We start from the raw sequence: 23,901 nt of genomic DNA, 5'->3' as shown, positions 1-23,901 counted from the left end.
ACATCCGCATGCTCTACGCCATCACCACGCTCTTTCTTTGCCAACTGGCCGGCGAACTGCTCGTGCAGTGGCTGGGCCTGCCGATTCCCGGTCCGCTGATCGGCATGCTGCTGCTGTTCGTCGTGCTGCTCGTGCGCGGCGGCGTGCCCGAGGCGCTGAACGAGACCTCGGGCCATCTGCTGCGCAACCTCATGCTGCTGTTCGTTCCAGCAGTGACCGGCGTCATGCTGCATTTCGAACGGGTGGGGCGCGAATGGCTTCCGTTCCTTGCGGCCGGCATCGTGGGTGCGGCCTTCACCATGGCCGTGACCGCGCTCACCCTGCGCTGGATGATCCGCATCACCGGCAAGGATGCCGAATGACCCCGCCCGCCAAGCTGTCCGAGATCTGGGTCTTCCTCGCGCAGTCGCCGCTGCTGTGGCTGTCGCTCACGCTGCTGGCCTACCTGGGCGCGCTGTGGCTGCACCGGCGCAGCGGCGCCAACCCGGCGGTCAATCCGGTGCTGGTATCGGTGGTCGTCATCGTGGGCGTGCTGCTCGTCACGCGCACGCCCTACGACACGTATTTCGAAGGCGCCAAGTTCGTGCACTTCCTGATCGGGCCGGCCACCGTAGCGCTGGCCGTGCCGCTCTATGGCCAGCTCGGGCGGCTGCGGCGCCTGTGGCTGCCGATTGGCGTGGCGCTGCTGGTGGGCTCGGCGGCGGCCATCGTGTCGGCCATCGGCATTGCCTGGGCGCTGGGCGGATCGCACGAGCTGCTGATGTCGCTCGCGCCCAAGTCGGCCACCATGCCGATCGCGATGGGCGTGGCCGAAAAGATCGGCGGGCTGCCGTCGCTGGCCGCGGTGGCGGCCGCCGTGGCGGGCATCTCGGGTGCGATCATGGCCACGGGCCTGCTGAACCTGCTGCGCATCAAGGAGCCCGCGGTGCGCGGCTTTGCGGTGGGCATGGCGGCGCACGGCATCGGCACCGCGCGGGCCATCCAGGTGAACGAAACGGCGGGCGCCTTCTCGGCGCTGGCGCTGGGGCTGAACGGCATCGCGACGGCGCTGCTGGTGCCGCTGCTGATCAGGCTCGCGGGCTTCTTCTGACGCAGAATGGCGCCTTCCCATTTGGCGCTGGAGAGCAGGCATGGCCCAGTACACCGCAGAAATCCTCTGGCAGCGAGGCGACCAGGACTTCCTCGGCAACAGCTACAGCAGAAGGCATTCGCTGCGCTTCGATGGCGGCACGGAAGTGCCGGGCTCCTCGTCGCCGCATGTGGTGCCGCTGCCGTTTTCCGATGCGGCGGCGGTCGATCCTGAAGAAGCCTTTGTCGCATCGCTGTCGAGCTGCCACATGCTGTGGTTCCTCACCATGGCGGTGAAGCGCAAGTTCATCGTCGACCGCTACTTCGACGCGGCGAGCGGCCTCATGGAAAAGAACGCCGAAGGCAAGCTCGCGATGACGGTGGTCACGCTGCGTCCCGAGGTCAGCTTCTCGGGCGCGAACCTGCCCACGCGCGAGCAGGTCGAGCACATGCACCACCGCGCGCACGAAGAGTGCTTCATCGCCAACTCGGTGAAGACCGAGGTGCGCTGCGAGCCGGTGTTCGCTCCGGCCGGTTGAGGAGCGTCAGGCGGCGTTCAGCGCCGCTGCAGCCGCGGGTTCTTTGCGAACAGTTCCGCCGCCCAGTCCACGAAGGCCCGCACCTTCGCGCTCAGGTGGCGGTTGGGCGGATAGACCACGTGGATCGGCAGCGGCTCGCGCTGCCAGTCGGACAGCACCTCGATCAGCTCGCCGCTTGCGAGCAGCGGCTCGGCCATGAAGGTGATGCACTGCGAAATGCCGAAGCCGCCGAGCACCGCCGCCATGTGGGCGTTGCTCTCGTTGACCGACACGCGGTAGGGGCCGTTGAGCTCGATGTATTCGTCGCCCTTCCTGAACTCGTGCGGATAGATGCGCCGCGTGCTGCCCGAAAAATAGCTCACCACGTGGTGGCGCTTCTCGATGTCGTTCGGATGCTGCGGAATGCCGTAGCGCTTGACGTAGGCGGGCGAGGCCACGGTCACGAAGTGCAGCGTGCCGATGCGCCGGGCCACCAGCGACTGGTCGCTCAGCTCGCCGGCGCGGATCACGCAGTCGACGTTGTCGCTGATGAGGTCGACCGTGCGGTCGCTCACGCCCAGGTCGACCTGGATCTCGGGGTAGCGGTCGCAGAAGGTGGCCAGCGCGGGCAGGATGATCTGCCGCGCCACCGAGGTGCCGACGTCGATGCGCAGCCGCCCCGTGGGATTGGCCTGCGCGTTGGTCATGCTGGCCTCGATGTCGTCGAAGTCGTTCAAGAGGCGCGCCGCGCGCTCGTAGTAGGCCGCGCCGTCCGGCGTGACCGTGACGCGCCGCGTGGTGCGGTTGAGCAGCTTCACCCGCAGGCGCGATTCCAGCGCCTGGATCTGCTTGGTGACCGTTCCCTTGGGCAGGGCGAGCGAGTCCGCGGCCCGGGTGAACGTGCCCGCTTCCACCACGCGGACAAAGATCCGCATTGCCTGGATTTGATCCATTGATGACTGTTCCTGGGAACCCGGCCATTGCCGGGAGGACGCGGATTCTCACACAAGGTGACAATCCCCGGCGTTTCCTGGATTGTTAGCTGTTTGGAAACAGAGTAGGGGCAGCTTGCCTGTTTAACGCCACACTGGCCGCCTTATATTTCGACTATCGCCAATCCTCCTGAGGTTGCCTCCATGTCACCGCGCCCATCGTCCCGCTCTGCCGAAGCCGCTGCTCTCGCCGCGGCAGAAGGCGTGGAAGCCGATCTCTCGATCGAGCTGCCCGGCCGCGAGCCCGTGGGCGCCCGGGTCTACGGACAGCGCCCGCGGGGCGAGACGGTGCCGCTGGTGCTGCATTTCCATGGCGGCACCTTCATCTGCGGCAACCTGGACAATGGCCGCAACGTGGCCCGGCTGCTGGCCGGCGCGGGCGCGGTGGTGGTGTCGGTGGACTATCCGCTGGCGCCCGAGTCGCCTTTCCCCGAGCCCATCGAAGTGGGCTATGCCGCGCTCGAATGGCTCTACAAGCAGCGCGTGAAGCTCGGCGGCAAGGGTGCCCAGGTGTACCTGGCCGGCGAAGAGGCCGGTGGCAACCTGGCCGCCGGGGTGGCGCTGATCGCCCGCGACCGGGCGCATCCGCCGCTGGCCGGGCAGATCCTGTTGTCGCCCATGCTCGACCCGTGCGCGGGCACGGCATCGCTGCGCAAGGCCACCAACGACTCGGCCGAATGCCGCTGGGCCACGGGCTGGGAAAAGTACCTGAGCTGCCCGTCGAACGCGATGCACCCGTATGCCGTGCCGAGCGGATCGCTGCGGCTGTCGTCCCTGGCGCCGGCCCTGGTGCTGGTGGGCCCCGACGACGCCATGCGCGACGAGGCGATGACTTTTGCCGGCCGCCTGCGCGCGGCGGGCATCGACGTCACCAGCAGCGTGCTGCCCGGCGCCGCCAACTGGCCCAAGGCCCTGTACGACCCCGAGCCCTCGGGCTGCAAGGCCTGCGAAGCCAGCGTGCAGCAGCATTTCCGCGAATTTTTCAGTGCCACCACGCCGCCCCCGGTAGCACCCAAGCCCAGCTAGGCGGGCCGGTCGCGACAGCCCTGCTGACGACGCGACGCCGCCCCTCGGCCCACCGGTAACCCCGGTCATTTTCGAGTTCCGCCTCCTGGCGCCAAAAGCGCCGGGATGGCCTGTTGCATCCCAAGAAGTCATCGAGAAGGACGAACCATCATGTCGAACAACAAGCAAAACCTTTCTTCCGCCGCCCGCAAGGGCCTGTGGCCCGCCGTGACCGGCCTCACCGCACTGCTGGCGGTGGCCGCCGCGGTGCTCGGCATGCACAGCTTCAAGGCCGAGGCCACGGCCCCGGCCGCGGCGCAGCAGGGCACGCCGGTGTCGGTGGCCACCGTGGCTTCGAGCGAGATCAATGCCTGGGACGAGTTCTCGGGCCGGCTCGAGGCGGTGCAGCGCGTCGACGTGCGCTCCCGCGTGGCAGGCGCCGTGCAGTCGGTGCACTTCCGCGAAGGCGCGCTGGTGAAGCAGGGTGACCTGCTGATCACCATCGACCCCGCGCCGTACGCGGCCGAAGTGGAGCGCGCCGAAGCGCAGGTGGCCTCGGCCCAGGCGCGCCAGGCCTTCAGCCGCAGCGAGCAGGAGCGCGCCAAGCGCCTGTGGGACCAGCAGGCCATCGCCCAGCGCGAATACGACGAGCGCGTGAACGCCGCCCGCGAAGCCGAAGCCAACCTGCGTGCCGCGCAAGCGTCGCTGCAGTCGGCACGGCTGAACCTGGGCTACACCCAGGTGCGCGCGCCGGTGGCGGGCCGCATCGGCAAGCTCGAAGTGACGATGGGCAACCTGGTGGCCGCAGGCCCCGGCGCGCCGGTGCTGACCACGCTGGTGTCGGTGAGCCCGATCTATGCGAGCTTCGATGCCGACGAGCAAGTGATCACGCGGGCGCTGAAGGACCTGCCGAGCGGCGCCAGCGCCCGCGGCCAGATCGAGAGCATTCCCGTGCAGATGGGCACCGCCGGCCTCGAGGGCACGCCCTTCACCGGCAAGCTGCAGCTGATCGACAACCAGGTCGATGCGCGCAGCGGCACCGTGCGCGTGCGGGCCTCGTTCGACAACAAGGACGGTAGCCTCATTCCGGGCCAGTTCGCCCGCATCCGCATGGGCCAGGCACGCAACGACTCCGCACTGCTGGTGAGCGAACGCGCCATCGGCACCGACCAGAACAAGAAGTTCGTGATGGTGGTGGGCGAGGACAACAAGGCGGTCTACCGCGAAGTCACGCTCGGCGCATCGATCAACGGGCTGCGCGTCGTGAGCAAGGGCCTGAAGGCCGGCGATCGCGTGGTGGTCAACGGCCTGCAGCACATCCGCCCCGGTGCGCTGGTAGTGCCGCAGAGCGTGACGATGGACGCCAAGGCCGACACCAAGCAACAACAACCGGAACGCGTCGCGGAAGCCGCGAAGTCCTGAACTCGGAGGGGAGCGCCCTGGCGCTCGCCGGAGAAACAACATGAATCTCTCTAAATTCTTCATCGACCGGCCGATCTTTGCCGGCGTGCTGTCGCTATTGATCCTGATAGCCGGCCTGATCGCGCTGCGCGGGCTGCCGATCTCGGAGTACCCCGAAGTCGCGCCGCCCTCGGTGGTGGTGCGCGCCCAGTACCCTGGCGCCAACCCGAAGGTGATCGCCGAAACCGTGGCCACGCCGCTCGAAGAGCAGATCAACGGCGTCGAAGGCATGCTCTACATGGGCAGCCAGGCCACCACCGACGGCGTGATGACGCTCACCGTCACCTTCCGCCTCGGCACCGATCCCGACAAGGCCCAGCAGCTGGTGCAGAACCGCGTCTCGCAAGCCGAGCCGCGCCTGCCGGAAGAAGTGCGCCGCCTCGGCATCACGACCGTCAAGAGCGCGCCCGACCTGACGATGGTGGTCCACCTCGTCTCGCCGAACAACCGCTACGACATCAACTACCTGCGCAACTACGCGGTGCTGAACGTCAAGGACCCGCTGGCGCGCATCGAAGGCGTGGGCCAGGTGCAGATCTTCGGTGGCGGCGACTACTCGATGCGCGTCTGGCTCGACCCGCAGAAGGTCGCGCAGCGCGGCCTCTCGGCGAGCGACGTGGTGGCTGCCATCCGCGGCCAGAACGTGCAGGCCGCGGCCGGCGTGGTCGGCGCTTCGCCGGGCCTGTCGGGCGTGGACATGCAGCTGTCGATCAATGCGCAAGGGCGCCTGCAGAGCGAGGAAGAGTTCGGCGACATCATCGTCAAGAGCGGCACCGACGGCGCCGTGACCCGCCTGCGCGACATCGGCCGCCTCGAGATGGGCGCTGCCGACTACTCGCTGCGTTCGCTGCTCAACAACGACCCGGCCGTCGGCATGGGCGTGTTCCAGGCGCCGGGCTCCAACGCGCTCGACATCTCGTCCAACGTGCGCAAGACGATGGCCGAGCTCAACAAGAACATGCCCGAAGGCCTCGAATACCGCATTGCCTACGACCCGACGCAGTTCGTGCGCGCATCGATCGAATCGGTGATCCACACGTTGCTCGAAGCCATCCTGCTGGTGGTGCTGGTCGTGATCCTGTTCCTGCAGACCTGGCGCGCGTCGATCATTCCGCTGCTGGCCGTGCCGGTGTCGGTGATCGGCACCTTCGCGGTGCTGCACATCCTCGGTTTCTCGATCAATGCGCTGAGCCTGTTCGGGCTGGTGCTGGCGATCGGCATCGTGGTGGACGACGCCATCGTGGTGGTGGAGAACGTCGAGCGCAACATCGAGGCCGGGCTCACGCCGCGCGAAGCCACGTACCGCGCGATGCGCGAAGTGTCCGGGCCCATCATCGCGATCGCGCTGGTGCTGGTGGCCGTGTTCGTTCCGCTGGCCTTCATCAGCGGCCTCACGGGCCAGTTCTACAAGCAGTTCGCGGTGACCATCGCGATCTCGACGGTGATCTCGGCGATCAACTCGCTCACGCTGTCGCCCGCGCTCGCCGCCTTGCTGCTGCGCGGCCACGACGAGCCCAAGGATGCGCTGACGCGCGGCATGGACCGTGTCTTCGGCTGGCTGTTCCGCGGCTTCAACAAGCTCTTCAGCCGCGGCTCGGAAGCCTACAGCGGCGGCGTCAAGAGCGTGATCTCGCGCAAGACGCTGATGCTGGCGATCTACCTCGCGCTGATCGGCGTGACCTTCGGCCTGTTCAAGGCCGTGCCCAGCGGCTTCGTGCCGGCGCAGGACAAGCAATACCTGATCGGCTTTGCCCAGCTGCCCGACGGCGCCACGCTCGACCGTACCGACGAAGTGATCCAGCGCATGGGCGAGATCATGAAGAAGAACCCGAACGTGGAAGACGCCATCGCCTTCCCGGGCCTGTCGATCAACGGCTTCACCAACAGCTCGAACTCGGGCATCGTGTTTGCCACGCTCAAGCCCTTCGACCAGCGCAAGCGCGCCGACCAGAGCGGCGGTGCGGTGGCCGGGCAGCTCAACGGCGCCTTCGCCAGCATCCAGGACGCGTTCATCGTGATGTTCCCGCCGCCGCCGGTGGCGGGCCTGGGCACCACGGGCGGCTTCAAGCTGCAGATCGAAGACCGCGCCTCGGTCGGCTACGACCAGATGGACGCGGCGGTGAAGGCCTTCATGGCCAAGGCCTATGCCGCGCCCGAGCTCACGGGCATGTTCACGAGCTGGCAGGTCAACGTGCCGCAGCTGTATGCCGACATCGACCGCACCAAGGCGCGCCAGCTCGGCGTGCCGGTGACGGACATCTTCGACACCATGCAGATCTACCTCGGCAGCCTGTATGCGAACGACTTCAACAAGTTCGGCCGCACCTACAGCGTGCGCGTGCAGGCCGATGCGCCGTACCGCGCCCGCGCCGAAGACGTGGGCATGCTGAAGGTGCGCTCGACCACGGGAGAGATGGTGCCGCTGTCGGCGCTGATGAAGGTCAATTCGACCTTCGGACCGGAACGCGCCATGCGCTACAACGGCTACCTCGCGGCCGACATCAACGGCGGCCCGGCCCCGGGCTATTCGTCGGGCCAGGCGCAGGACGCGATCACCAAGATCGCGGCCGAGACGCTACCCAAGGGCGTGAGCTTCGAGTGGACCGAGCTGACCTACCAGGAAATCCTGGCCGGCAACTCCGCCTTCCTGGTGTTCCCGCTGGCCATCCTGCTGGTGTTCCTGGTGCTGGCCGCGCAGTACGAGAGCCTGACGCTGCCGATCGCCATCATCCTGATCGTGCCCATGGGCATCCTGGCCGCGATGACCGGCGTATGGATATCGGGGGGTGACAACAACGTCTTCACGCAGATCGGCTTGATCGTGCTGGTGGGGCTGAGTGCGAAGAACGCGATCCTGATCGTGGAGTTTGCGCGGGAGCTCGAGTTTGCCGGCAGAACGCCCGTACAAGCCGCGATCGAAGCCAGCCGCCTGCGCCTGCGCCCGATTCTCATGACCTCGCTGGCCTTCGTGATGGGTGTGCTGCCCCTCGTGCTGTCGACCGGCGCGGGTTCGGAGATGCGCAAGGCCATGGGCGTGGCGGTGTTCGCCGGGATGATCGGCGTGACGGCCTTCGGCCTGTTCCTGACGCCGGTGTTCTATGTGCTGCTGCGCCGCCTGGCGGGCAACCGCGCACTCAAGCTGCATGGCGAAGTGCCGCATGGCGAGGAGTTTGTCTCTGCGGGCCATCCGGTCGCAGCGGCACCCTCGTCGCACGGTGGTTCGGGCGGCGGCGGGCTGCACCCGGTGCCGGCCTCGCCGCGTCCTTCGCATGACTGATCGCGCAATCGATCAAGAAGAAAGTTCATCATCATGAAATTCGCATTTCAACCCTGGGCCCGCACTGCCTTGCTGCCGCTGGTCGCAGCCCTGGTGCTGGCCGGCTGCGCGAGCGTGCCCTCCGGCGTGCCCGAGATCCAGACCACCGCCGAGTTCAAGGAGCAGGGCGCCGCTCCGCCGGCCGGCTGGACGCGTGCCGTGCCCTCCGAAGCGCAGGCGCGCGGTGCCTGGTGGCTGGCGTTCAACGACCCGGTGCTCGATGCGCTGGTCGAGAAGGCCGACGTCAACAACAACAACATCCAGGCCGCGGCGGCGCGGCTGGCCGAGGCCCGCGCGCTGGCGCGCAGCGCCAACGCCGACCGCATGCCGCAGATCGGCCTGGGCGCGGGTGCCAACCGCGGCGCCGGGCTCGACAAGGCCTCGGCCAGCACCCGGCCGGGCACCATGACCAACATCGGCGCCACCTTCTCGTACGAGGTCGACCTGTTCGGCCGCCTCTCGGGCGCGAGCAATGCGGCCAAGCTCGACGCACAGAGCCGCGAGGCCCTGCTGCAGAGCACGCGCCTCGCGGTGCAGGCCGAGGTGGCCCAGACCTACCTGCAGCTGCGCGCGCTCGACGCCGAGCGCGCGCTGGTGCGCGAACAGGTCGAGGCCTACCGCGACACGCTGCGCCTCTCGCAGCGTCGCCAGCAGGCCGGCGACATCGCCGAGCTCGACGTGGCGCGCGTGCAGACCGAGGTGTCGTCCACCGAATCGGACGCGCTCGCGCTCGACCGGCAGCGCGCCCAGGTCGAGCATGCACTCGCGGTGCTGGTGGGCGATTCGGCCTCCAGCTTCGGCCTGCGCACCGACGACTGGGCCACCGCGCTGCCGTCCGTGCCGCCCGGCGTGCCGGCCACGGTGCTGACGCGCCGCCCCGACGTCTCGGCCGCGCAGAACGCGGTGCTGGCGGCGCAGGCCCGCGTGGGCGTGGCGCAGGCGGCCTGGTTCCCGGACATCTCGCTGACCGGCGCGGCCGGCTACGCATCGCCCGAAATCGGCGACCTGTTCAAGTGGTCGGCCCGCTCATGGGGTGTGGGTGCGCTGCTCTCGCTGCCGATCTTCGACGGCGGCCGCCGCGAAGCCGGCGTGCAGGGCGCCAACGCCCAGCTCAACGGCGCGCTCGCGAACTACCGCAACCAGGTGCTGGTGGCGTTCCAAGAGGTCGAAGACCAGCTGTCCGCCATCCGCATCCTGCAGGAGCAGTCGACCGTGCAGGCGCAGGCCGTCACTTCCGCGCAGCGCGCGACCAGCCTGTCGGACACGCGCTACCGCAACGGCTACATCAGCCAACTCGACCTGCTCGACGCCCGCCGCAGCGAACTGCGCAACCGGCGCCAGGCGCTGCAGGTGAAGTCGGCGCAGTACCAGGCGGCCGTGGGGCTGATCCGCGCCATCGGCGGCGGTTGGGAAGCGCCGGCCGCCACGGCGCAGGCGCAGCCTGGCGGAACAGCGGCGGTAAAAACCGCGGCACGCTGAAAGAAACACCAAGGGGCGCAAGCCCCTTTTTCCTTGCCTCTTCGCGGCTGCCGCAAGAGGGCCGCGGCGACAACGGACAATAGCCGCATGACAACCCGATGCGTGATGGTTCTCGGCACGACCAGTGGCGCCGGCAAGAGCTGGCTGACCGCCGCGCTGTGCCGCTGGTACGCGCGCCAGGGCCTCAAGGTGGCGCCCTTCAAGGCGCAGAACATGAGCAACAACGCCCGCGTGGTCGACGGCGGTGAAATCGGCAGCGCGCAGTATTTCCAGGCGCTGGCCGCGCGTGCCGTGCCCGACGTGCGCATGAACCCGCTGCTGCTCAAGCCCGAGCGCGACACCCACAGCCAGGTGGTGCTGATGGGGCAGGTGAGCGCGGAGCTCACGGCCATGCCCTGGCGCGGCCGCAGCGAGCGCGTCTGGCCGCAGATCGCGCAGGCGCTCGACGCGCTGGGTGCCGAGAACGACGTGGTGGTGATCGAAGGCGCCGGCTCGCCGGCCGAGATCAACCTGATGGCGAGCGACATCGTCAACCTGCGCGTGGCCCGCCATGCGGATGCGCGCTGCCTGCTGGTGACCGACATCGACCGCGGCGGCGCCTTCGCGCATCTGTACGGCACCTGGGCATTGATGCCCGAGAGCGACCGCGCGCTGCTGCGCGGCTTCGTGCTCAACAAGTTCCGCGGCGATGCCTCGCTGCTGGCGCCGGCGCCGCAGCAGCTGCAGGGGCTGACCGGCATCGCGACCGTCGCGACGCTGCCGATGTGGCGGGAGCACGGCCTGCCGGAAGAAGACGGCGTGTTCGACGACAGAAGCCACGCGAGCGGGCCTGTCACGCGCACGGTTTGCGTGGTGGCCTATCCGCGCATCAGCAATCTCGACGAATTCCAGCCGCTCAAGAACGTGCCGGGCGTTCGCCTGGTCTGGGCGCGCACGCCGGCGGACCTGGCCGGCGCCGACTGGATCGTGCTGCCCGGTTCCAAGCACACCAGCGGCGACCTCGCATGGCTGCGCGCGCAGGGCCTGGACCGCGCCATTGCCGCGCACGCGGCCAGCGGCGGTGCCGTGCTGGGCGTCTGTGGCGGCCTGCAGATGCTGGGCGAGGCGCTGGTCGATCCGCACGGCATCGACGGCAATGCGCCCGGCCTCGGCCTGCTGCCGCTGGTGACGGTGTTCGAGCGCGAAAAGACCGTGCGCCACCGGGCGGCCGTCTTCGGCCAGTTGGGCGGCGCATGGGCTTCGCTCTCGAACGTGCCGGTGACGGGCTACGAGATCCATCACGGCCAGACCGCCATCCACCCGCAGATGGCGCAGGACGGCCGTGCCGTGATGCCCGAGGGCCTGGCCTGGCAGAACGCGCGTGGCAACGTGCTGGGCCTCTACCTGCACGGCCTGTTCGAGGACGCGGCCGCGCTCCACGCACTCTTCGGCGCCGCGGCACCCACGCTCGACGCCACCTTCGACGGCCTGGCCGATTTCATAGACACCCACTTCGAAGCCGGCGTACTGCAAGGCCTGATCGCATGACCGACAACAACCAGACCATTCCTTCCATCTCCGACATCCACGACGGCGCCCTTGCGGCGCGCCTGCAGGCGGCGCTCGACAACAAGACCAAGCCGCTCGGCGCGCTCGGCCGACTCGAGAGCCTGGCCTTGCGGATCGGCCTCGTCCTGGGCAGCGAAACGCCGGTGCTCGAAGCACCGCAGATGCTGGTGTGCGCGGCCGACCATGGCCTGGCGGCGCGCGGCGTCTCGGCCTTTCCGAGCGACGTGACCTGGCAGATGGTCGAGAACTTCCTGGCCGGCGGCGCAGCCGTCAGCGTGCTGGCGCGCCAGCATGGGCTGGCACTCACCGTGGTCGACTGCGGCGTGCGGCGCGACTTCCAGGCCCGCCCCGGGTTGGTCTCGCGCCGGATCGCTGCCGGTACCGCCGATGCGTCGGCCGGGCCCGCCATGACCGCGGCGCAATGTGCGCAAGCCATCGCCAACGGGCGCGAGGTGGTGCGCGCGCTGCCGGGCAATGCCTTGCTGCTCGGCGAAATGGGCATCGGCAACAGCTCGGCCGCGGCGCTGCTGCTGGCGCGCCTTGCGGGGCTGGACATCGACGGCTGCACCGGCTCCGGCACCGGCCTCGATGCCGCGGGGCTCGCGCGCAAGCGGGAGGTGTTGCGCGACGTGCTGGTGCTGCATGCGGCTGCGAACGAGCCGCTCGATGCACTCGCTGCGTTCGGCGGCTTCGAGATTGCCACGCTGGTCGGCGCGGTGCTGCAGGCGGCGCAGGAGCGGCGTGTGATCGTGGTCGATGGCTTCATCGCGAGCGCCGCGGTGCTCGTCGCGCAGGCGCTGCAGCCGCACGTGGCGCAGCGCTGCGTGGCCGCGCACAGCTCGGCGGAGCCCGGGCATGCGCTGCTGCTGAAGCACCTCGGGCTCGAGCCCTTGCTGAACCTGGACCTGCGCCTTGGCGAAGGCTCGGGCGGCGCGCTGGCCTGGCCGCTGCTCGAATCGGCCTGCCGTATCCTGCGCGAGATGGCCAGCTTCGAGGCCGCCGGCGTGTCGCGCAAGGACAGTTGAACCCATGAACGGTGTCCGCCACTACCTGCTGGCGCTGCAGTTCTTCACGCGCGTGCCGGTGACCGGCCGGCTCGCCGAATGGATCGGCTTCAGCCCACAGATGCTGCGTGCAAGCGCGGCACATTTTCCGGGCGTGGGCTGGCTCGTGGGTGGCGTGGGCGCGGCTGTTTTCGTGCTCGCGCTGCAGGGCTTGCCGGGCGTGGCCGGTGCCCTGGCCGCGGCGCTGCTGAGCATGGCGGCAACGGTGCTGCTGACCGGCGCCTTTCATGAAGACGGACTGGCCGACGTGGCCGACGGCCTGGGCGGATCGGCCGACCGCAGCCGCGCGCTCGAGATCATGAAGGACTCGCGCATCGGTGCCTTCGGCGCCATTGCGCTGGTGCTGGCGCTCGGCCTCAAGGCCGCGCTGCTCGCGTCGATGGCGGGGCAGGGCGCGCAGGCGGTGGCCGGTGCCATCGTGGGCGCGCATGTGCTGTCGCGCCTGGCGCCGCTGTTCCTGATCCGCTGGCTGCCATACGTGGGCGACAGCGGCGCAAGCAAGGCCAAGCCCCTGGCCGATGCGATCGGCGGCGGTGCCTTGCTGGTCGGCGTGCTCTGGTCGGTGCCCGCTGTCGCATTGATGCTGGCGACGCAGGGACCCGCACGAACGATGGCCATGGCGGTGGCATGCGCCCTGGCGGCGCTGGCGATGGCGCGCATGTTCCGGCGCCGGCTGCAGGGATTCACCGGCGACGGGCTCGGCGCGACGCAGCAGCTGTGCGAACTCGCGATCTACCTCGCGCTGGCCTGGCAGGCATGAAGCTGTGGCTGGTGCGCCATGCGCAGACCGAGGCCGCGCCGGGCCTTTGCTACGGCAGCGCGGATGTGGGCGTGCCGGCCGAGGCGACGCTGGCGGTGGCGCATGCGGTGGCTTCGCGCCTGCCCGCGGACCTTGCGCTGGCGCACTCGCCCCTGCGGCGCTGCGCCGAACTCGCGCAAGCCATCGGCAGGCTGCGCCCGGACCTTGCCACGCGCGCCGATCCGCGCCTCGCCGAGATGGATTTCGGTGCCTGGGAAGGCCAGCCCTGGTCGTCGATTGTGCGTGCCGAGTTCGAGGCGTGGACCTGCAATTTCGCCGAAGGGTGCCCGGGCGGGCATGGCGAAAGCACGGCCCGCTTCATGCAGCGCATCGGCACGGCCTTCGACGACTGGCGCGCGTCGGGGCAGGACGCGGTGTGGGTCACTCATGCGGGCGTGATGCGGGCGGTGGAACTGCTGAATCGCGGCGTGCGGCGCGTCGACGAGGCCGCGCAGTGGCCGTCGGCGCCCATTGACTATGGGGCGTGCCAGCTGATCGAATGCGGCTGATGCGCGGTGGCACCCGCTGCCGCGCGTCACGGTCCGCCAACGCGATGCCGACACCGCCCAAGAACGAACGCCTGTACCTGCGCCTCGACGACGACCCCTTGCACGGTTTGCACGGGCCGGAGGCCGGCATGCCCGCGGGGACGCTGCGCGCCTTTCCGGTCGCCGAGCCGCTGCGGATGCACGTTGCGCACATTCTTCTCTACAGGGAAACGCTGCCCGAGGGCCGCGAGGTCCTGGAGCGCGTGCTGCCCGATGGGGCGGTGCGGCTCGTCTTCAATCTCGGCGATGCGCCCTCGGCGGACGAGAACGCCGGGCATGCGGTCGAGGCCATCGGTGCGTCGGCGGCGCCGGCCCTCGTGCGCCTGCGCCGGAAGATGGACGGGCTGTCGGTGACCCTGCGCCCCGGTGCGGCCGCGGCGCTGCTGGGAAGGCCGGCCAGCGAGATCGCAGGCACTGCCGTGCACCTGGACGAGCTGTGGCGCGGCCGTGGCGCCGAACTGCTCGAGCGCATCGCGCTGCAACCGGACGACGCATCGCGCGTGTCGGTGCTGTGTGCAGCCCTGCAGCGCCGGCTGCCCGATGGCGACGGCGCCGTCCACGCGGCGGCAATGCGCGCGGTGCAGCTCATCGCCATGTCGGGCGGGCGGCGTCCGCTGCGCGAGGTGGCGCAGGCCGTCGGGCTTGGCGAGCGGCGGCTGCAGCAGGTCTTTCGGCAGCAGGTGGGCCTGTCGCCGCGGGCCTGGAGCCGGCTCGCGCGGCTGCATGCCTGCGTGCGCGCCTTGCGCCTGCAGCGCGAGCCTGCCTGGGCAAGCCTTGCGCTGGATGGCGGCTTCTATGACCAATCGCACCTCATCAACGAGTTCCAGGCGCTTTGCGGCCTCACGCCGACGGAGTTCCTGGGCCGCGCGATTTCGGGTTCTTCCAAGACGGCGGATTGACGCGGCCTTACCGTCGTCGCCTCTCACTCGCAACGAAAGGACAGGACGATGCCATCCGAAAGCAGGGAGCGGCCGCTGAAGGGCCGCGTGGCCGTGGTCACCGGCGCCAGCCGCGGCGCGGGCCGCGGCATTGCGGTGGAACTGGGCGCTGCGGGCGCCACCGTGTATGTCACCGGGCGAAGCACGCGCGGGCAGCCGGCAAACAGCTACGGCCAGCTGCTCGCGCTCTCGGAGCTCGAAGCCCTGCCGGGCAGCATCGACGAAACGGCCGGCGAGGTCACGCGCATGGGCGGACGCGGCATTGCGGTGCGCTGCGACCACACGCAGGAAGACGAGGTGCAGCAGCTCTTTGCGCAGGTTCAGCGCGAGCAGGGCCGCGTGGACCTGCTCGTCAACAACGCCTGGGGCGGCCACGAAACTTTCACGGGCGTGTTCGAGGCACCGTTCTGGGAGCATCCGCTTGCCAACTGGGACTCGATGTTCGACCGCGGCGTGCGCAACCACCTGCTGGCCAGCCGCTTCGCCGCGCCGCTGATGGTGGCGCAAGAGAGCGGGCTGATCGTGACCACCACCTTCTGGGACCGCGGCAACTACCTGCGCGGAAACCTGTTCTACGACCTCGCCAAGTCGGCCATGACCCGGCTGGCCTTCGGCATGGCGCAGGAGCTTCGCCCGCACGGCGTCGCTTCGCTGGCCGTGTCGCCGGGCTGGATGCGCACCGAGTTCGTGCTGGCCGGCCACAAGACCGACGAGGCGCATTGGCACGAGCGCCCGGCATTGGCGCGAACCGAGTCGCCGCGCTATCTCGGCCGCGCGGTGGCTGCGCTGGCGGGCGACGCGCGGGTGCTGGAGAAAAGCGGCGGCGTGCACCGCGTGGCCGACCTGGCGCGCGAATATGGCTTCACCGACATCGACGGCCGGCAGGTCGAAGCGTTCGAGCTGTAGCTGAAGAACAGGCCGGTCTCAGGCCGTCCTGGGCCGCGGTGTCTTCGGCTTGTAGTCGCAATAGGATGCCACCGCGCATTCCCAGCACTTCGGCGTGCGCGCCACGCAGATGTAGCGCCCATGCAGGATGAGCCAATGGTGCGCATGCAGCCGGAATTCGAACGGCACGCGTTTCTCCAGCTTGAGTTCCACTTCGAGCGGCGTCTTGCCCGGCGCGAGCCCGGTGCGGTTGCCGACGCGGAAGATGTGCGTATCGACCGCGATCGTCGCCTCGCCAAACGCCACGTTGAGCACCACGTTGGCGGTCTTGCGGCCGACGCCCGGCAGCGCCTCGAGTTCGGCGCGCGTGCGGGGCACTTCGCCGCCATGCTTCTCCACCAGGATGCGGCACGTCTCGATCAGGTGTTTGGCCTTGCTGCGGTAGAGCCCGATGGTCTTGATGTAGTCCTCCAGGCCCTCCACGCCCAGCCTGAGGATCGCCTGCGGCGTGTTCGCCACCGGAAACAGCTTGCGCGTGGCCTTGTTCACGCCCACGTCGGTCGCCTGCGCGGAAAGCAGCACGGCCGCCAGCAGCTCGAAGGGCGTGGCGTATTCGAGCTCGGTTTCGGGGGTGGGGTTAGCCGCCTGCAGGGTGGCGAAGAAGAGGGGGATGTTGTCTTTTTTCATGGGGTTCCGGGCAAGGCGCCCAATATATCGCCGGCGGCCCAAAGCCGACCGTGCCGCACGCCGCCGCGCTTTCGCCACAATAGCGACCCAGAAAGTGAGACTTCCCATGCAATTCGCTTCCCGACTCGACAACGTCGAAACCTCCGCCATCCGCGAACTCTTCAAGCTGCTGGGCAAGCCCGGCATCATCAGCTTTGCGGGCGGCTTCCCCGACAGCGCCATGTTCGACGTGGAGGGCCTGAAGGAGGCGAGCCAGAAGGCGCTGACCGAAGAGCCCGGCGGCGCGCTGCAATACGGCGCCACCGAAGGCTACGAGCCGCTGCGCACGCAGCTGGGCGCCTTCATGAAGACCAAGGGCGTCGACGTGGACCCCAGCGGCCTGATCGTCACCACCGGCAGCCAGCAGGCGCTCGACCTGCTCGGCAAGACCATGATCTCGCCCGGCGACAAGGTGATTGTCGAGGGCCCGACCTTCCTGGCCACCATCCAGTGCTTCCGCCTCTACGGCGCGCAGCTCATCAGCGCGCCCATCGATGCCAACGGCGTGAAGACCGACGAGCTCGAAAAGCTCATCGCCGAGCACAAGCCCAAGTTCGTCTACCTGATTCCCACCTTCGGCAACCCGAGCGGCGCCATGCTGAGCCTGGAGCGCCGCAAGAAGGTGCTCGAACTGGCCGTGAAGTACCAGACGCTGATCGTCGAGGACGACCCTTACGGCGACCTCTACTTCGGCGAAGCGCCGCCGCCCTCGATCCTGGCGCTGAGCAAGGATGTACCGGGCAGCCGCGAACTGCTCGCGCACTGCGGCAGCCTCAGCAAGGTGCTGAGCCCGGGCCTGCGCATCGGCTGGATGATCGCGCCGGCAGAGCTGCTCGCCAAGGCCACCATGTGCAAGCAGTTCAGCGATGCGCACACCAGCACCTTCTCGCAGGCCACGGCCGCGCAGTACCTCAAGAGCGGCCGCATGCCGGCCACGCTCGCGCATGTGCGCGAGGTCTACGGCCAGCGCGCGCAGGCCATGGGCGCGGCGCTCAAGCGCGAACTGGGCGATGCGGTGAGCTTCACGCAGCCGCAGGGCGGCCTGTTCTTCTGGGCCCGCCTCACGGGCGCCAACGGCAAGCTGGCCGACGCGAACGAATTGGCCAAGCGCGCCATCGAGAAGCTCGTGGCCTTCGTGCCCGGGGCACCATTCTTCGCGGAGAAGCCCGATGTCGCGACGCTGCGGCTGAGCTTTGCGACGGCCGACGTGGCCAAGATCGAAGAGGGCGTGAAGCGCCTGGGCCAGGCCCTCTAGGCGTTCAGCTCAGGGCGAGCGGTGCAGGCGCGGCGCCGCCAGCAGCGCCAGGTTGTCCGCAATGGCCGCATCCACGTTCGGATAGCGGCCTTTCATTTTCGATAGCGTCATGATGGTCTGCAGCGCCTTCAGGTCCTTGACCGAGGGTGCGACCTTGATCTGCGCGATGGCCGCCGATGCGTTGCCGCCGTTGACCAATGCCATCACCTTGCTTGCCCAGTCGTTTGCGCGCGCCATGTCTTCACCTGCTTTCGTTTGAACCACCGCCGACTGTACACAGGCCGCGGGTTAGGATCGACCATGAGAAAAACCTTTCAGCTTCAGGTCGAGGGCAAGCACCCCGACCGACTCCTCGAAGCCATCAAGCACGAGATCCGCAAGTACATCAAGCGCGAGCGGCGCCGCGAGTTGCCCGAGGGCAGCGACTTCTGGGACTTCGATTGCAGGTTCGGCGCCTCGGCAGAAGCCGCCGAAGTCGTGCACCTGTCGGCCATCACCGGACTGATCGACGGCATCGTCAAGGACGCCGGCAAGCAGTTCTACGTCGAGATCCTGGCCAAGCCCGGCAAGCGCAAGCCGCGCGCGGCCGGGGAGCCGGCGCAAGAAGAGCCGCCCGAAGAAATCTAGCCAGCGCTATCTCAGAGCAGCGCCTGCGCAAGGCGCAGCCCGTGGCGCTGCTCCGCATCCTGCAGCGACCGCGCGATCGACGGGTGCAGCCGTACCCCGTTCTTCGACTGCGCATCGCGGCGCTTCAAGCCGCCTTCGCCCGGCAGCCGCACCGGCCTGGCCGGATCGATCGGCGCGTTGTTGCGGCACTGCGCCGCCACATGGTCCATCTGGCGCAGGAAAGCTTCCTTGCCCCCGAAGGCATGCAGATCGTGCAGCGTGACGTGCACCGTCGCGCCCCAGCCCTCGGGCGGATCGGCCCGGCCATGGCCCGCGAGGCCGGCGGTCAGCGTCTCGACCAGCAGCGCCATGCCGTAGCCCTTGTGCCCATGGCTCAGTCCGCCCACGGGCAGCAGCGTGCCGGGCGGCTGGTCGAACAGCACCTGCGGGTTGTTCGACGGCTTGCCGGCGGCGTCGATCAGCCATTCCTCCGCAAAGGTTTCACCGGCCGCGCGCTTGCGGTTGCTCATGCCGTTGGTGGTGATGGAGGCCGAGATGTCGACCATCACGCCGCCTTGCGAGAGCGGAAAACCCATGGCCAGCGGATTCGGCGTGAACACCGCCTGCGTGCCGCCGAAGGGCGCGACGCTGGCGGTGTTGGGATCGGAGCAGGCGAGCAGCATCAGCATGTCTTCCTCGAGCGCGCGCAGCATGTAGACGGCGAGGCAGGCGATGTGGTGGCTGCGGCGGATCACGAGCGAGGCGGTGCCGAGTTCGCGGGCGCGCGGAATCAGCAGGTCCATGCCCTGGTCCATGAGCCAGGGGCCGGGCAGGCGCTTGCCGTCCCAGAGCACGGCGGCGGGGCGGTCCGACAGCACCTCGGGCGCGCCGTCCGGCGTCATGCCACCCGATTCGAGTTCCTTCACATAGCCGGCCAGCAGCGCGAGGCCGTGCGTGTCGTGGCCGAGCAGGTCGCCTTCGACCAAGGTGCGCGCGACGCTGTCGGCCATCGGTGCGGCGAGGCCGCCCTTCTGCAGCAGGGCGCTGGCGTAGTCCTTGAGTGCGTCGGCGCGGTAGAGGGGGGCGGTTGTGTCGGTCATGTCATGTCTCCATCAAGCTGGTTGTTGCGGGATGCTTGTGTTTTTGATGTGCGTGAATTGGTTCGGGCGGTTTTTCGGGGCGCGTGCACAGGCCACCGGGTACTCCCCTCCGCGAATGTCCCCCGGCCTTCGGCCTCCTCCTTTATTTCGCTGCGGGGAGCACCCGATGCCCTGTGCACCTGGGCACGCTGCCGGTTCGCGGCTGATCAACCAGTGCTCTGAACACGCTCCCGTCGATGGGGTGCCTTGCGCAGCGAAATCAAGGGGGAGGCCGCAGGCCGGAGGACATTCGCGGAGCAAGGTACCCCGTCGGCGGGAGCGCGCCCTGAACAAGCATTGCACGCACAACAAAAAACATTCACTCCAGAAGCTCCAGCAGCCGTTCAAGTCCGCCCTCGTTGATCGCGACCATGGCCTGCTCGCGCACCTTCGGCTTGGCGTGATAGGCCACCGAGAGGCCGGCTTCCGCCATCATCGGCAGGTCGTTCGCGCCATCGCCCACGGCAATGGCTTCCTGCGGCGAAATGCCCAGCAGGGATGCAACCTCGAGCAGCGTGCGGCGCTTCTCGGCGCCGTCGCAGATGTCGCCCCAGCTCTGCGTCACCACCTGGCCGGTGAGCTTGCCGTCGGCCTCGTCGAGCAGGTTGGAGCGCGCGAAGTCGATGCCCAGGCGGTCCTTCACGCGGTTCGCAAAGAAGGTGAAGCCGCCCGACACCAGCAGCACCTTGAGGCCGGCCGCCTTGCAGGCCGCCACCAGTTCCGCCGCGCCCGGATTGAGCTTCAGCCGCTCGTCGTAGACCTGCTGCAGCGCCTCGACCGGCACGCCCTTCAGCAGCGCCACGCGCCGCCGCAGGCTTTCCTTGAAGTCCTTGATCTCGCCGCGCATCGTGGCTTCGGTGATCGCGGCCACCTCGGCCTTCTTGCCGACGGCATCGGCGATCTCGTCGATGCACTCGATGTTGATCAGCGTCGAGTCCATGTCGAACGCGATCAGCTTGAAGTCGGCCAGCTTCAGCGGCGGCTTCACGCGCTGGATGACGAGGCCGGGGGAGATTTCTGTGATTGCGCTCATGCGGGGGCGGGTTCCTTGACGATCGGTTGTCCGAGACTGCGCAGCACGTCGCGCACCATTTGCGCACGCTCCTTGGGCTCCTTCAGCTCGCGCTCGATGCGCAGCTTCTCGTTGCCCGCGAGCTTGATGTGCTTGTTCTTCTGGATCAGGTGGATGATGGCCATCGAATCCACCGGCGGATCCTTCTTGAAGGTGATGTGGATGATGCCCGGCGCCGCATCCACCTTCACCACGCCATAGGGCCGCGCGAGCACGCGCAGCCGGTGCGTGTCGATCAGTGTCTGCGCCTGCGGCGGCAGCTTGCCGAAGCGGTCGACGATTTCTTCGAGCAAGGTGTCGATCTGCTCGGGCGTCTTTGCCGTGGCCAGCTTCTTGTAGAACGACAGGCGCAGGTGCACGTCGCCGCAGTAGTCGTCGGGCAGGAGGGCGGGGGCGTGCAGGTTGATCTCGGTGGTGACCGACAGCGGCGCGAGCAGGTCGGGCTCCTGCCCGGCCTTGAGCGCGCGCACGGCCTCGCTCAGCATCTCGTTGTAGAGCTGGAAGCCGATCTCCATCATGTTGCCGCTCTGGTTCTCGCCCAGCACTTCGCCCGTGCCGCGGATTTCCAGGTCGTGCATCGCAAGATAGAAGCCCGAGCCCAGTTCTTCCATCTGCTGGATCGCGTCGAGCCGCTGCGCCGCCTGCTTGGTGAGGCCTTCGGTGTCCGGCACCATCAGGTAGGCATAGGCCTGGTGGTGGGAGCGCCCGACGCGCCCGCGCAGCTGGTGCAGCTGCGCGAGGCCGAACTTGTCGGCGCGGCTCATCACGATGGTGTTGGCGGTCGGCACGTCGATGCCGGTCTCGATGATGGTCGAGCACAGCAGGAGGTTGTAGCGCTGCGCCACGAAGTCGCGCATCACGCGCTCGAGCTCGCGCTCGGGCATCTGGCCGTGGGCCACGGCGATGCGGGCCTCGGGAAGAATCTCCTCGAGCTTCTGGCGCCGGTTCTCGATGGTCTCGACCTCGTTGTGCAGGAAGTACACCTGCCCGCCGCGCTTCAGTTCGCGCAGCACGGCTTCGCGAATCACGCCCGTGCCCTCGTTGCGCACGAAGGTCTTGATGGCCAGTCGCCGCTGCGGCGCGGTCGCGATCACGCTGAGGTCGCGCAGGCCCTCGAGCGCCATGCCCAGCGTGCGCGGAATCGGCGTGGCGGTGAGCGTGAGCACGTCGACCTCGGCGCGCATGGCCTTCATCGCTTCCTTGTGGCGCACGCCGAAGCGGTGCTCCTCGTCGATGATGAGCAGGCCCAGGTTCTTGAACTTGACCGACTGCGAGAGCAGCTTGTGCGTGCCGACCACGATGTCGACCGTGCCCTCGGCCAGGCCCTTGGCCGCCGTGGTGATCTCCTTGGCCGAGCGGAAGCGGCTCATCTCGGCCACCTTGACCGGCCACTTGGCGAAGCGGTCGACCAGCGTCTGGTAGTGCTGCTCGGCCAGCAGCGTGGTGGGCGCGAGGAAGGCCACCTGCTTGCCGCCGGTGATCGCGATGAAGGCGGCGCGCAGCGCCACCTCGGTCTTGCCGAAGCCCACGTCGCCGCAGACCAGGCGGTCCATCGGCTGCGGCGAGATCATGTCCTGCACCACGGCGTGGATCGCGGCCTTCTGGTCGGCGGTTTCCTGGAAGCCGAAGTCGTTGGCGAACACCTCGTAGTCGGCGGCCGAGTAGCGGAAGGCATGGCCCTGGCGCGCGGCACGGCGGGCGTAGATGTTGAGCAGCTCGGCGGCCGAGTCGCGCACCTGCTCGGCGGCCTTGCGCTTGGCCTTTTCCCACTGGCCGGAGCCCAGCTTGTGCAGCGGCGCCTCGTCGGCGCTGACGCCGGTGTAGCGGCTGATCTGGTGCAGCTGCGAGACGGGCACGTAGAGCGTGGCCTTGTCGGCGTACTCCAGGTGCAGCATTTCCTGCAAGAGCGGCTTGCCTTCGGCATCGGTGCCCTGGCCCAGGTCCATGTGGATCAGGCCGCGGTAGCGTCCGATGCCGTGCGCGGTGTGGACGACCGGATCGCCGACGTTGAGTTCGGACAGGTCCTTGATCAGCGCCTCGACGTCGCTGACCTGTTCCTGCTTCTTGTTGCGCCGGCGCGTGGTGGGCGCGGTGGCGAAGAGCTCGGTCTCGGTGACGAAGTCGATGCCCTGCTCGCGCCACGCGAAGCCCGAAGCCAGCGCGGCGGTGGCGATGCCGATCTTCTCGTCGGCCGAGGCTTCGAACTCGGCCAGCGAATCGAAGGCCGGCGGGCTCACGCCGCTGGCGCGCAGGAAGTCGAGCAGGCTTTCGCGCCGGCCTTCGCTTTCGGCGATCAGCAGCACGCGGTGCGGCGTGGCCTTGATGTGGGCCTTGAGGCCGACCAGCGGGTCCTCTGCGCCGCGCACCACGGCAAAGGGCGGCAGCTTGTCGAACTCGGCGTAGGGCGTGTCGGTGGCAATGTCGCCGGCGCTTCCGCGGATGGCGAGCTGCGCATGCGGCTTGGCGCGCTGGTAGAACTGCTCGGCGCTCAGGAACAGCGCCTCGGGCGGCAGCGCCGGGCGTTCGGGGTCGCCGCGCACGAGGCGGTAGCGCTCGCTCGTGTCCTGCCAGAAATGCTGGAACGCGGGCTCGAGGTCGCCGTGCAGCACCACGGTGGCGTCCGCACCCAGGTAGTCGAACACCGTGGCCGTCTCGTCGAAGAACAGCGGCAGGTAGTACTCGATGCCGGCGGTGGCCACGCCGTTGCCCATGTCCTTGTAGATGCGGCTCTTGGTCGGGTCGCCTTCGAGCAGCTCGCGCCAGCGGCTGCGAAAGCGCGCGCGGGCGTCGTCGTCCATCGGGAACTCGCGGCCCGGCAGCAGCCGCACTTCGGGCACCGGGTAGAGGCTGCGCTGGGTGTCGGGGTCGAAGGTGCGGATCGAGTCGATCTCGTCGTCGAACAGGTCGACGCGGAAGGGCACCAGCGAGCCCATCGGAAAGAGGTCGATCAGGCCGCCGCGCACCGCGTATTCGCCGGGGCTCACCACCTGCGTCACGTGGCTGTAGCCGGCCAGCGTGAGCTGGGCCTTGAGCTTGGACTCCTCGAGCTTCTGTTTGGCCTTGAAGTGGAAGGTGTAGCCGGCCAGGAAGGCCGGCGGCGCGAGCCGGTAGAGCGCGGTGGTGGCGGGCACCAGCACCACGTCGGCCTCTTTCTGGCTGATGCGCCAGAGCGTGGCCAGGCGCTCGCTGATCAGGTCCTGGTGCGGCGAGAAGCTGTCGTAGGGCAGCGTTTCCCAGTCGGGGAACAGGGCGCAGCGCAGCTCGGGCGCGAAGAAGGCGATCTCGTCGATCAGCCGCTGCGCGTCGTTGGCGTCGGCCGTGAACATCGCGGTGGCGCGGCCCGCGGCCTTCTCGCGCATGCCCAGCTGCGCCAGCAGCAGGGCATCGGCCGACAGAGGAGGACGCGGCAGCGTGAATCGCTTGCCCGCCGTGAGGTGGGGGAGGTCCATGGAACGCTTTGAAAATGCAGAACACCCCGCGCT

Annotated in this window: 21 protein-coding genes; 15 read left to right on the top strand and 6 right to left on the bottom strand. The window is 68.7% G+C overall.

Features of this window, described 5'->3' with window-relative positions:
- Positions 1-8 precede the first annotated feature (8 nt).
- Genes RZE77_RS15455 through RZE77_RS15445 form a run of 3 tightly spaced genes read left to right on the top strand, consistent with a single transcriptional unit; the run spans position 9 to position 1,607 of the window.
- The gene (locus RZE77_RS15455; RefSeq protein ID WP_319426270.1) at positions 9-362 is read left to right on the top strand and encodes a CidA/LrgA family protein; all 354 of its coding nucleotides are present in this window, start codon (positions 9-11) and stop codon (positions 360-362) included.
- Positions 359-1,090 (top strand): LrgB family protein, encoded by a 732-nt coding sequence (locus tag RZE77_RS15450; RefSeq protein ID WP_319438213.1) that lies wholly within the window; start codon positions 359-361, stop codon positions 1,088-1,090. Before RZE77_RS15455 ends, RZE77_RS15450 begins: the two co-directional genes overlap by 4 nt.
- A 40-nt stretch (positions 1,091-1,130) precedes the next feature.
- Positions 1,131-1,607 carry an OsmC family protein gene (locus RZE77_RS15445; RefSeq protein ID WP_319438212.1) on the top strand — a complete coding sequence of 159 codons (477 nt, stop codon included), beginning with the start codon at positions 1,131-1,133 and terminating at the stop codon, positions 1,605-1,607.
- Between the two features lie 17 nt (positions 1,608-1,624).
- Here the strand turns inward: RZE77_RS15445 and RZE77_RS15440 are convergent, their stop codons facing one another.
- Complete coding sequence (locus RZE77_RS15440) at positions 1,625-2,539, bottom strand: LysR family transcriptional regulator (RefSeq protein WP_319438211.1); 915 nt, start codon at positions 2,537-2,539, stop codon at positions 1,625-1,627.
- A gap of 183 nt (positions 2,540-2,722) precedes the next feature.
- On the opposite strand from RZE77_RS15440, the gene RZE77_RS15435 reads away from it, so the two are divergent.
- From RZE77_RS15435 to RZE77_RS15390, 10 genes are all read left to right on the top strand, one after another.
- Complete coding sequence (locus RZE77_RS15435) at positions 2,723-3,604, top strand: alpha/beta hydrolase (RefSeq protein WP_319438210.1); 882 nt, start codon at positions 2,723-2,725, stop codon at positions 3,602-3,604.
- Between the two features lie 150 nt (positions 3,605-3,754).
- Positions 3,755-5,005 carry an efflux RND transporter periplasmic adaptor subunit gene (locus tag RZE77_RS15430; protein ID WP_124960511.1) on the top strand — a complete coding sequence of 417 codons (1,251 nt, stop codon included), beginning with the start codon at positions 3,755-3,757 and terminating at the stop codon, positions 5,003-5,005.
- Between the two features lie 40 nt (positions 5,006-5,045).
- Complete coding sequence (locus RZE77_RS15425; protein ID WP_319438209.1) at positions 5,046-8,321, top strand: efflux RND transporter permease subunit; 3,276 nt, start codon at positions 5,046-5,048, stop codon at positions 8,319-8,321.
- A 33-nt stretch (positions 8,322-8,354) separates the two neighbouring features.
- Complete coding sequence (locus RZE77_RS15420) at positions 8,355-9,839, top strand: efflux transporter outer membrane subunit (RefSeq protein ID WP_319438208.1); 1,485 nt, start codon at positions 8,355-8,357, stop codon at positions 9,837-9,839.
- 87 nt (positions 9,840-9,926) lie between these two features.
- On the top strand, positions 9,927-11,366 hold the full coding sequence (locus tag RZE77_RS15415) for a cobyric acid synthase (RefSeq protein WP_319438207.1): 1,440 nt from the start codon (positions 9,927-9,929) through the stop codon (positions 11,364-11,366).
- Entirely contained in the window at positions 11,363-12,412 is a 1,050-nt protein-coding gene (cobT, locus tag RZE77_RS15410; protein WP_319438206.1) for a nicotinate-nucleotide--dimethylbenzimidazole phosphoribosyltransferase, read from the top strand. The genes RZE77_RS15415 and cobT overlap by 4 nt, the downstream gene beginning before the upstream one ends.
- 4 nt (positions 12,413-12,416) lie before the next feature.
- The gene (locus RZE77_RS15405; RefSeq protein WP_319438205.1) at positions 12,417-13,211 is read left to right on the top strand and encodes an adenosylcobinamide-GDP ribazoletransferase; all 795 of its coding nucleotides are present in this window, start codon (positions 12,417-12,419) and stop codon (positions 13,209-13,211) included.
- Positions 13,208-13,759 carry a histidine phosphatase family protein gene (locus RZE77_RS15400; RefSeq protein WP_319438204.1) on the top strand — a complete coding sequence of 184 codons (552 nt, stop codon included), beginning with the start codon at positions 13,208-13,210 and terminating at the stop codon, positions 13,757-13,759. Before RZE77_RS15405 ends, RZE77_RS15400 begins: the two co-directional genes overlap by 4 nt.
- Positions 13,760-13,803: 44 nt before the next feature.
- Positions 13,804-14,697: a helix-turn-helix transcriptional regulator gene (locus tag RZE77_RS15395; RefSeq protein WP_319438203.1), complete on the top strand. Its 894-nt coding sequence runs from the start codon at positions 13,804-13,806 to the stop codon at positions 14,695-14,697.
- A 48-nt stretch (positions 14,698-14,745) separates the two neighbouring features.
- Positions 14,746-15,642, top strand: a complete 897-nt coding sequence (locus tag RZE77_RS15390; RefSeq protein WP_319438202.1) for an SDR family NAD(P)-dependent oxidoreductase — start codon at positions 14,746-14,748, stop codon at positions 15,640-15,642.
- An 18-nt stretch (positions 15,643-15,660) separates the two neighbouring features.
- Here RZE77_RS15390 and nth read toward each other — a convergent pair whose 3' ends face one another.
- Positions 15,661-16,308, bottom strand: coding sequence for an endonuclease III (gene nth / locus RZE77_RS15385; RefSeq protein WP_319438201.1), 648 nt, complete (start codon positions 16,306-16,308; stop codon positions 15,661-15,663).
- Between the two features lie 106 nt (positions 16,309-16,414).
- On the opposite strand from nth, the gene RZE77_RS15380 reads away from it, so the two are divergent.
- Positions 16,415-17,602: an aminotransferase-like domain-containing protein gene (locus RZE77_RS15380; protein WP_319426255.1), complete on the top strand. Its 1,188-nt coding sequence runs from the start codon at positions 16,415-16,417 to the stop codon at positions 17,600-17,602.
- 9 nt (positions 17,603-17,611) lie between these two features.
- Here the strand turns inward: RZE77_RS15380 and RZE77_RS15375 are convergent, their stop codons facing one another.
- Positions 17,612-17,839, bottom strand: coding sequence for a hypothetical protein (locus RZE77_RS15375; RefSeq protein WP_012747682.1), 228 nt, complete (start codon positions 17,837-17,839; stop codon positions 17,612-17,614).
- A 63-nt stretch (positions 17,840-17,902) separates the two neighbouring features.
- Here RZE77_RS15375 and RZE77_RS15370 point away from each other — a divergent pair, with 63 nt between their 5' ends.
- Positions 17,903-18,229 (top strand): DUF6172 family protein, encoded by a 327-nt coding sequence (locus RZE77_RS15370; RefSeq protein WP_047787035.1) that lies wholly within the window; start codon positions 17,903-17,905, stop codon positions 18,227-18,229.
- Between the two features lie 11 nt (positions 18,230-18,240).
- On the opposite strand, the gene RZE77_RS15365 is transcribed toward RZE77_RS15370, so the two are convergent.
- The 3 genes from RZE77_RS15365 to mfd form a co-directional block, all read right to left on the bottom strand.
- On the bottom strand, positions 18,241-19,308 hold the full coding sequence (locus tag RZE77_RS15365; protein ID WP_319438200.1) for an Ldh family oxidoreductase: 1,068 nt from the start codon (positions 19,306-19,308) through the stop codon (positions 18,241-18,243).
- 358 nt (positions 19,309-19,666) lie between these two features.
- Positions 19,667-20,380, bottom strand: a complete 714-nt coding sequence (serB, locus tag RZE77_RS15360) for a phosphoserine phosphatase SerB (protein WP_319438199.1) — start codon at positions 20,378-20,380, stop codon at positions 19,667-19,669.
- A complete protein-coding gene (gene mfd / locus RZE77_RS15355) occupies positions 20,377-23,868 on the bottom strand; it encodes a transcription-repair coupling factor (RefSeq protein ID WP_319438198.1) in 3,492 nt (1,163 codons plus the stop codon). The genes serB and mfd overlap by 4 nt, the downstream gene beginning before the upstream one ends.
- Positions 23,869-23,901: the final 33 nt, after the last annotated feature.

Origin of the sequence: Variovorax sp. SPNA7, assembly GCF_033807855.1 — a bacterium.
Classification (GTDB): Bacteria; Pseudomonadota; Gammaproteobacteria; order Burkholderiales; family Burkholderiaceae_C; genus Variovorax; species Variovorax beijingensis.
The sequence above is the reverse complement of the archived record's forward strand: the minus strand, read 5'-3'. Positions and strand labels throughout refer to the sequence as shown.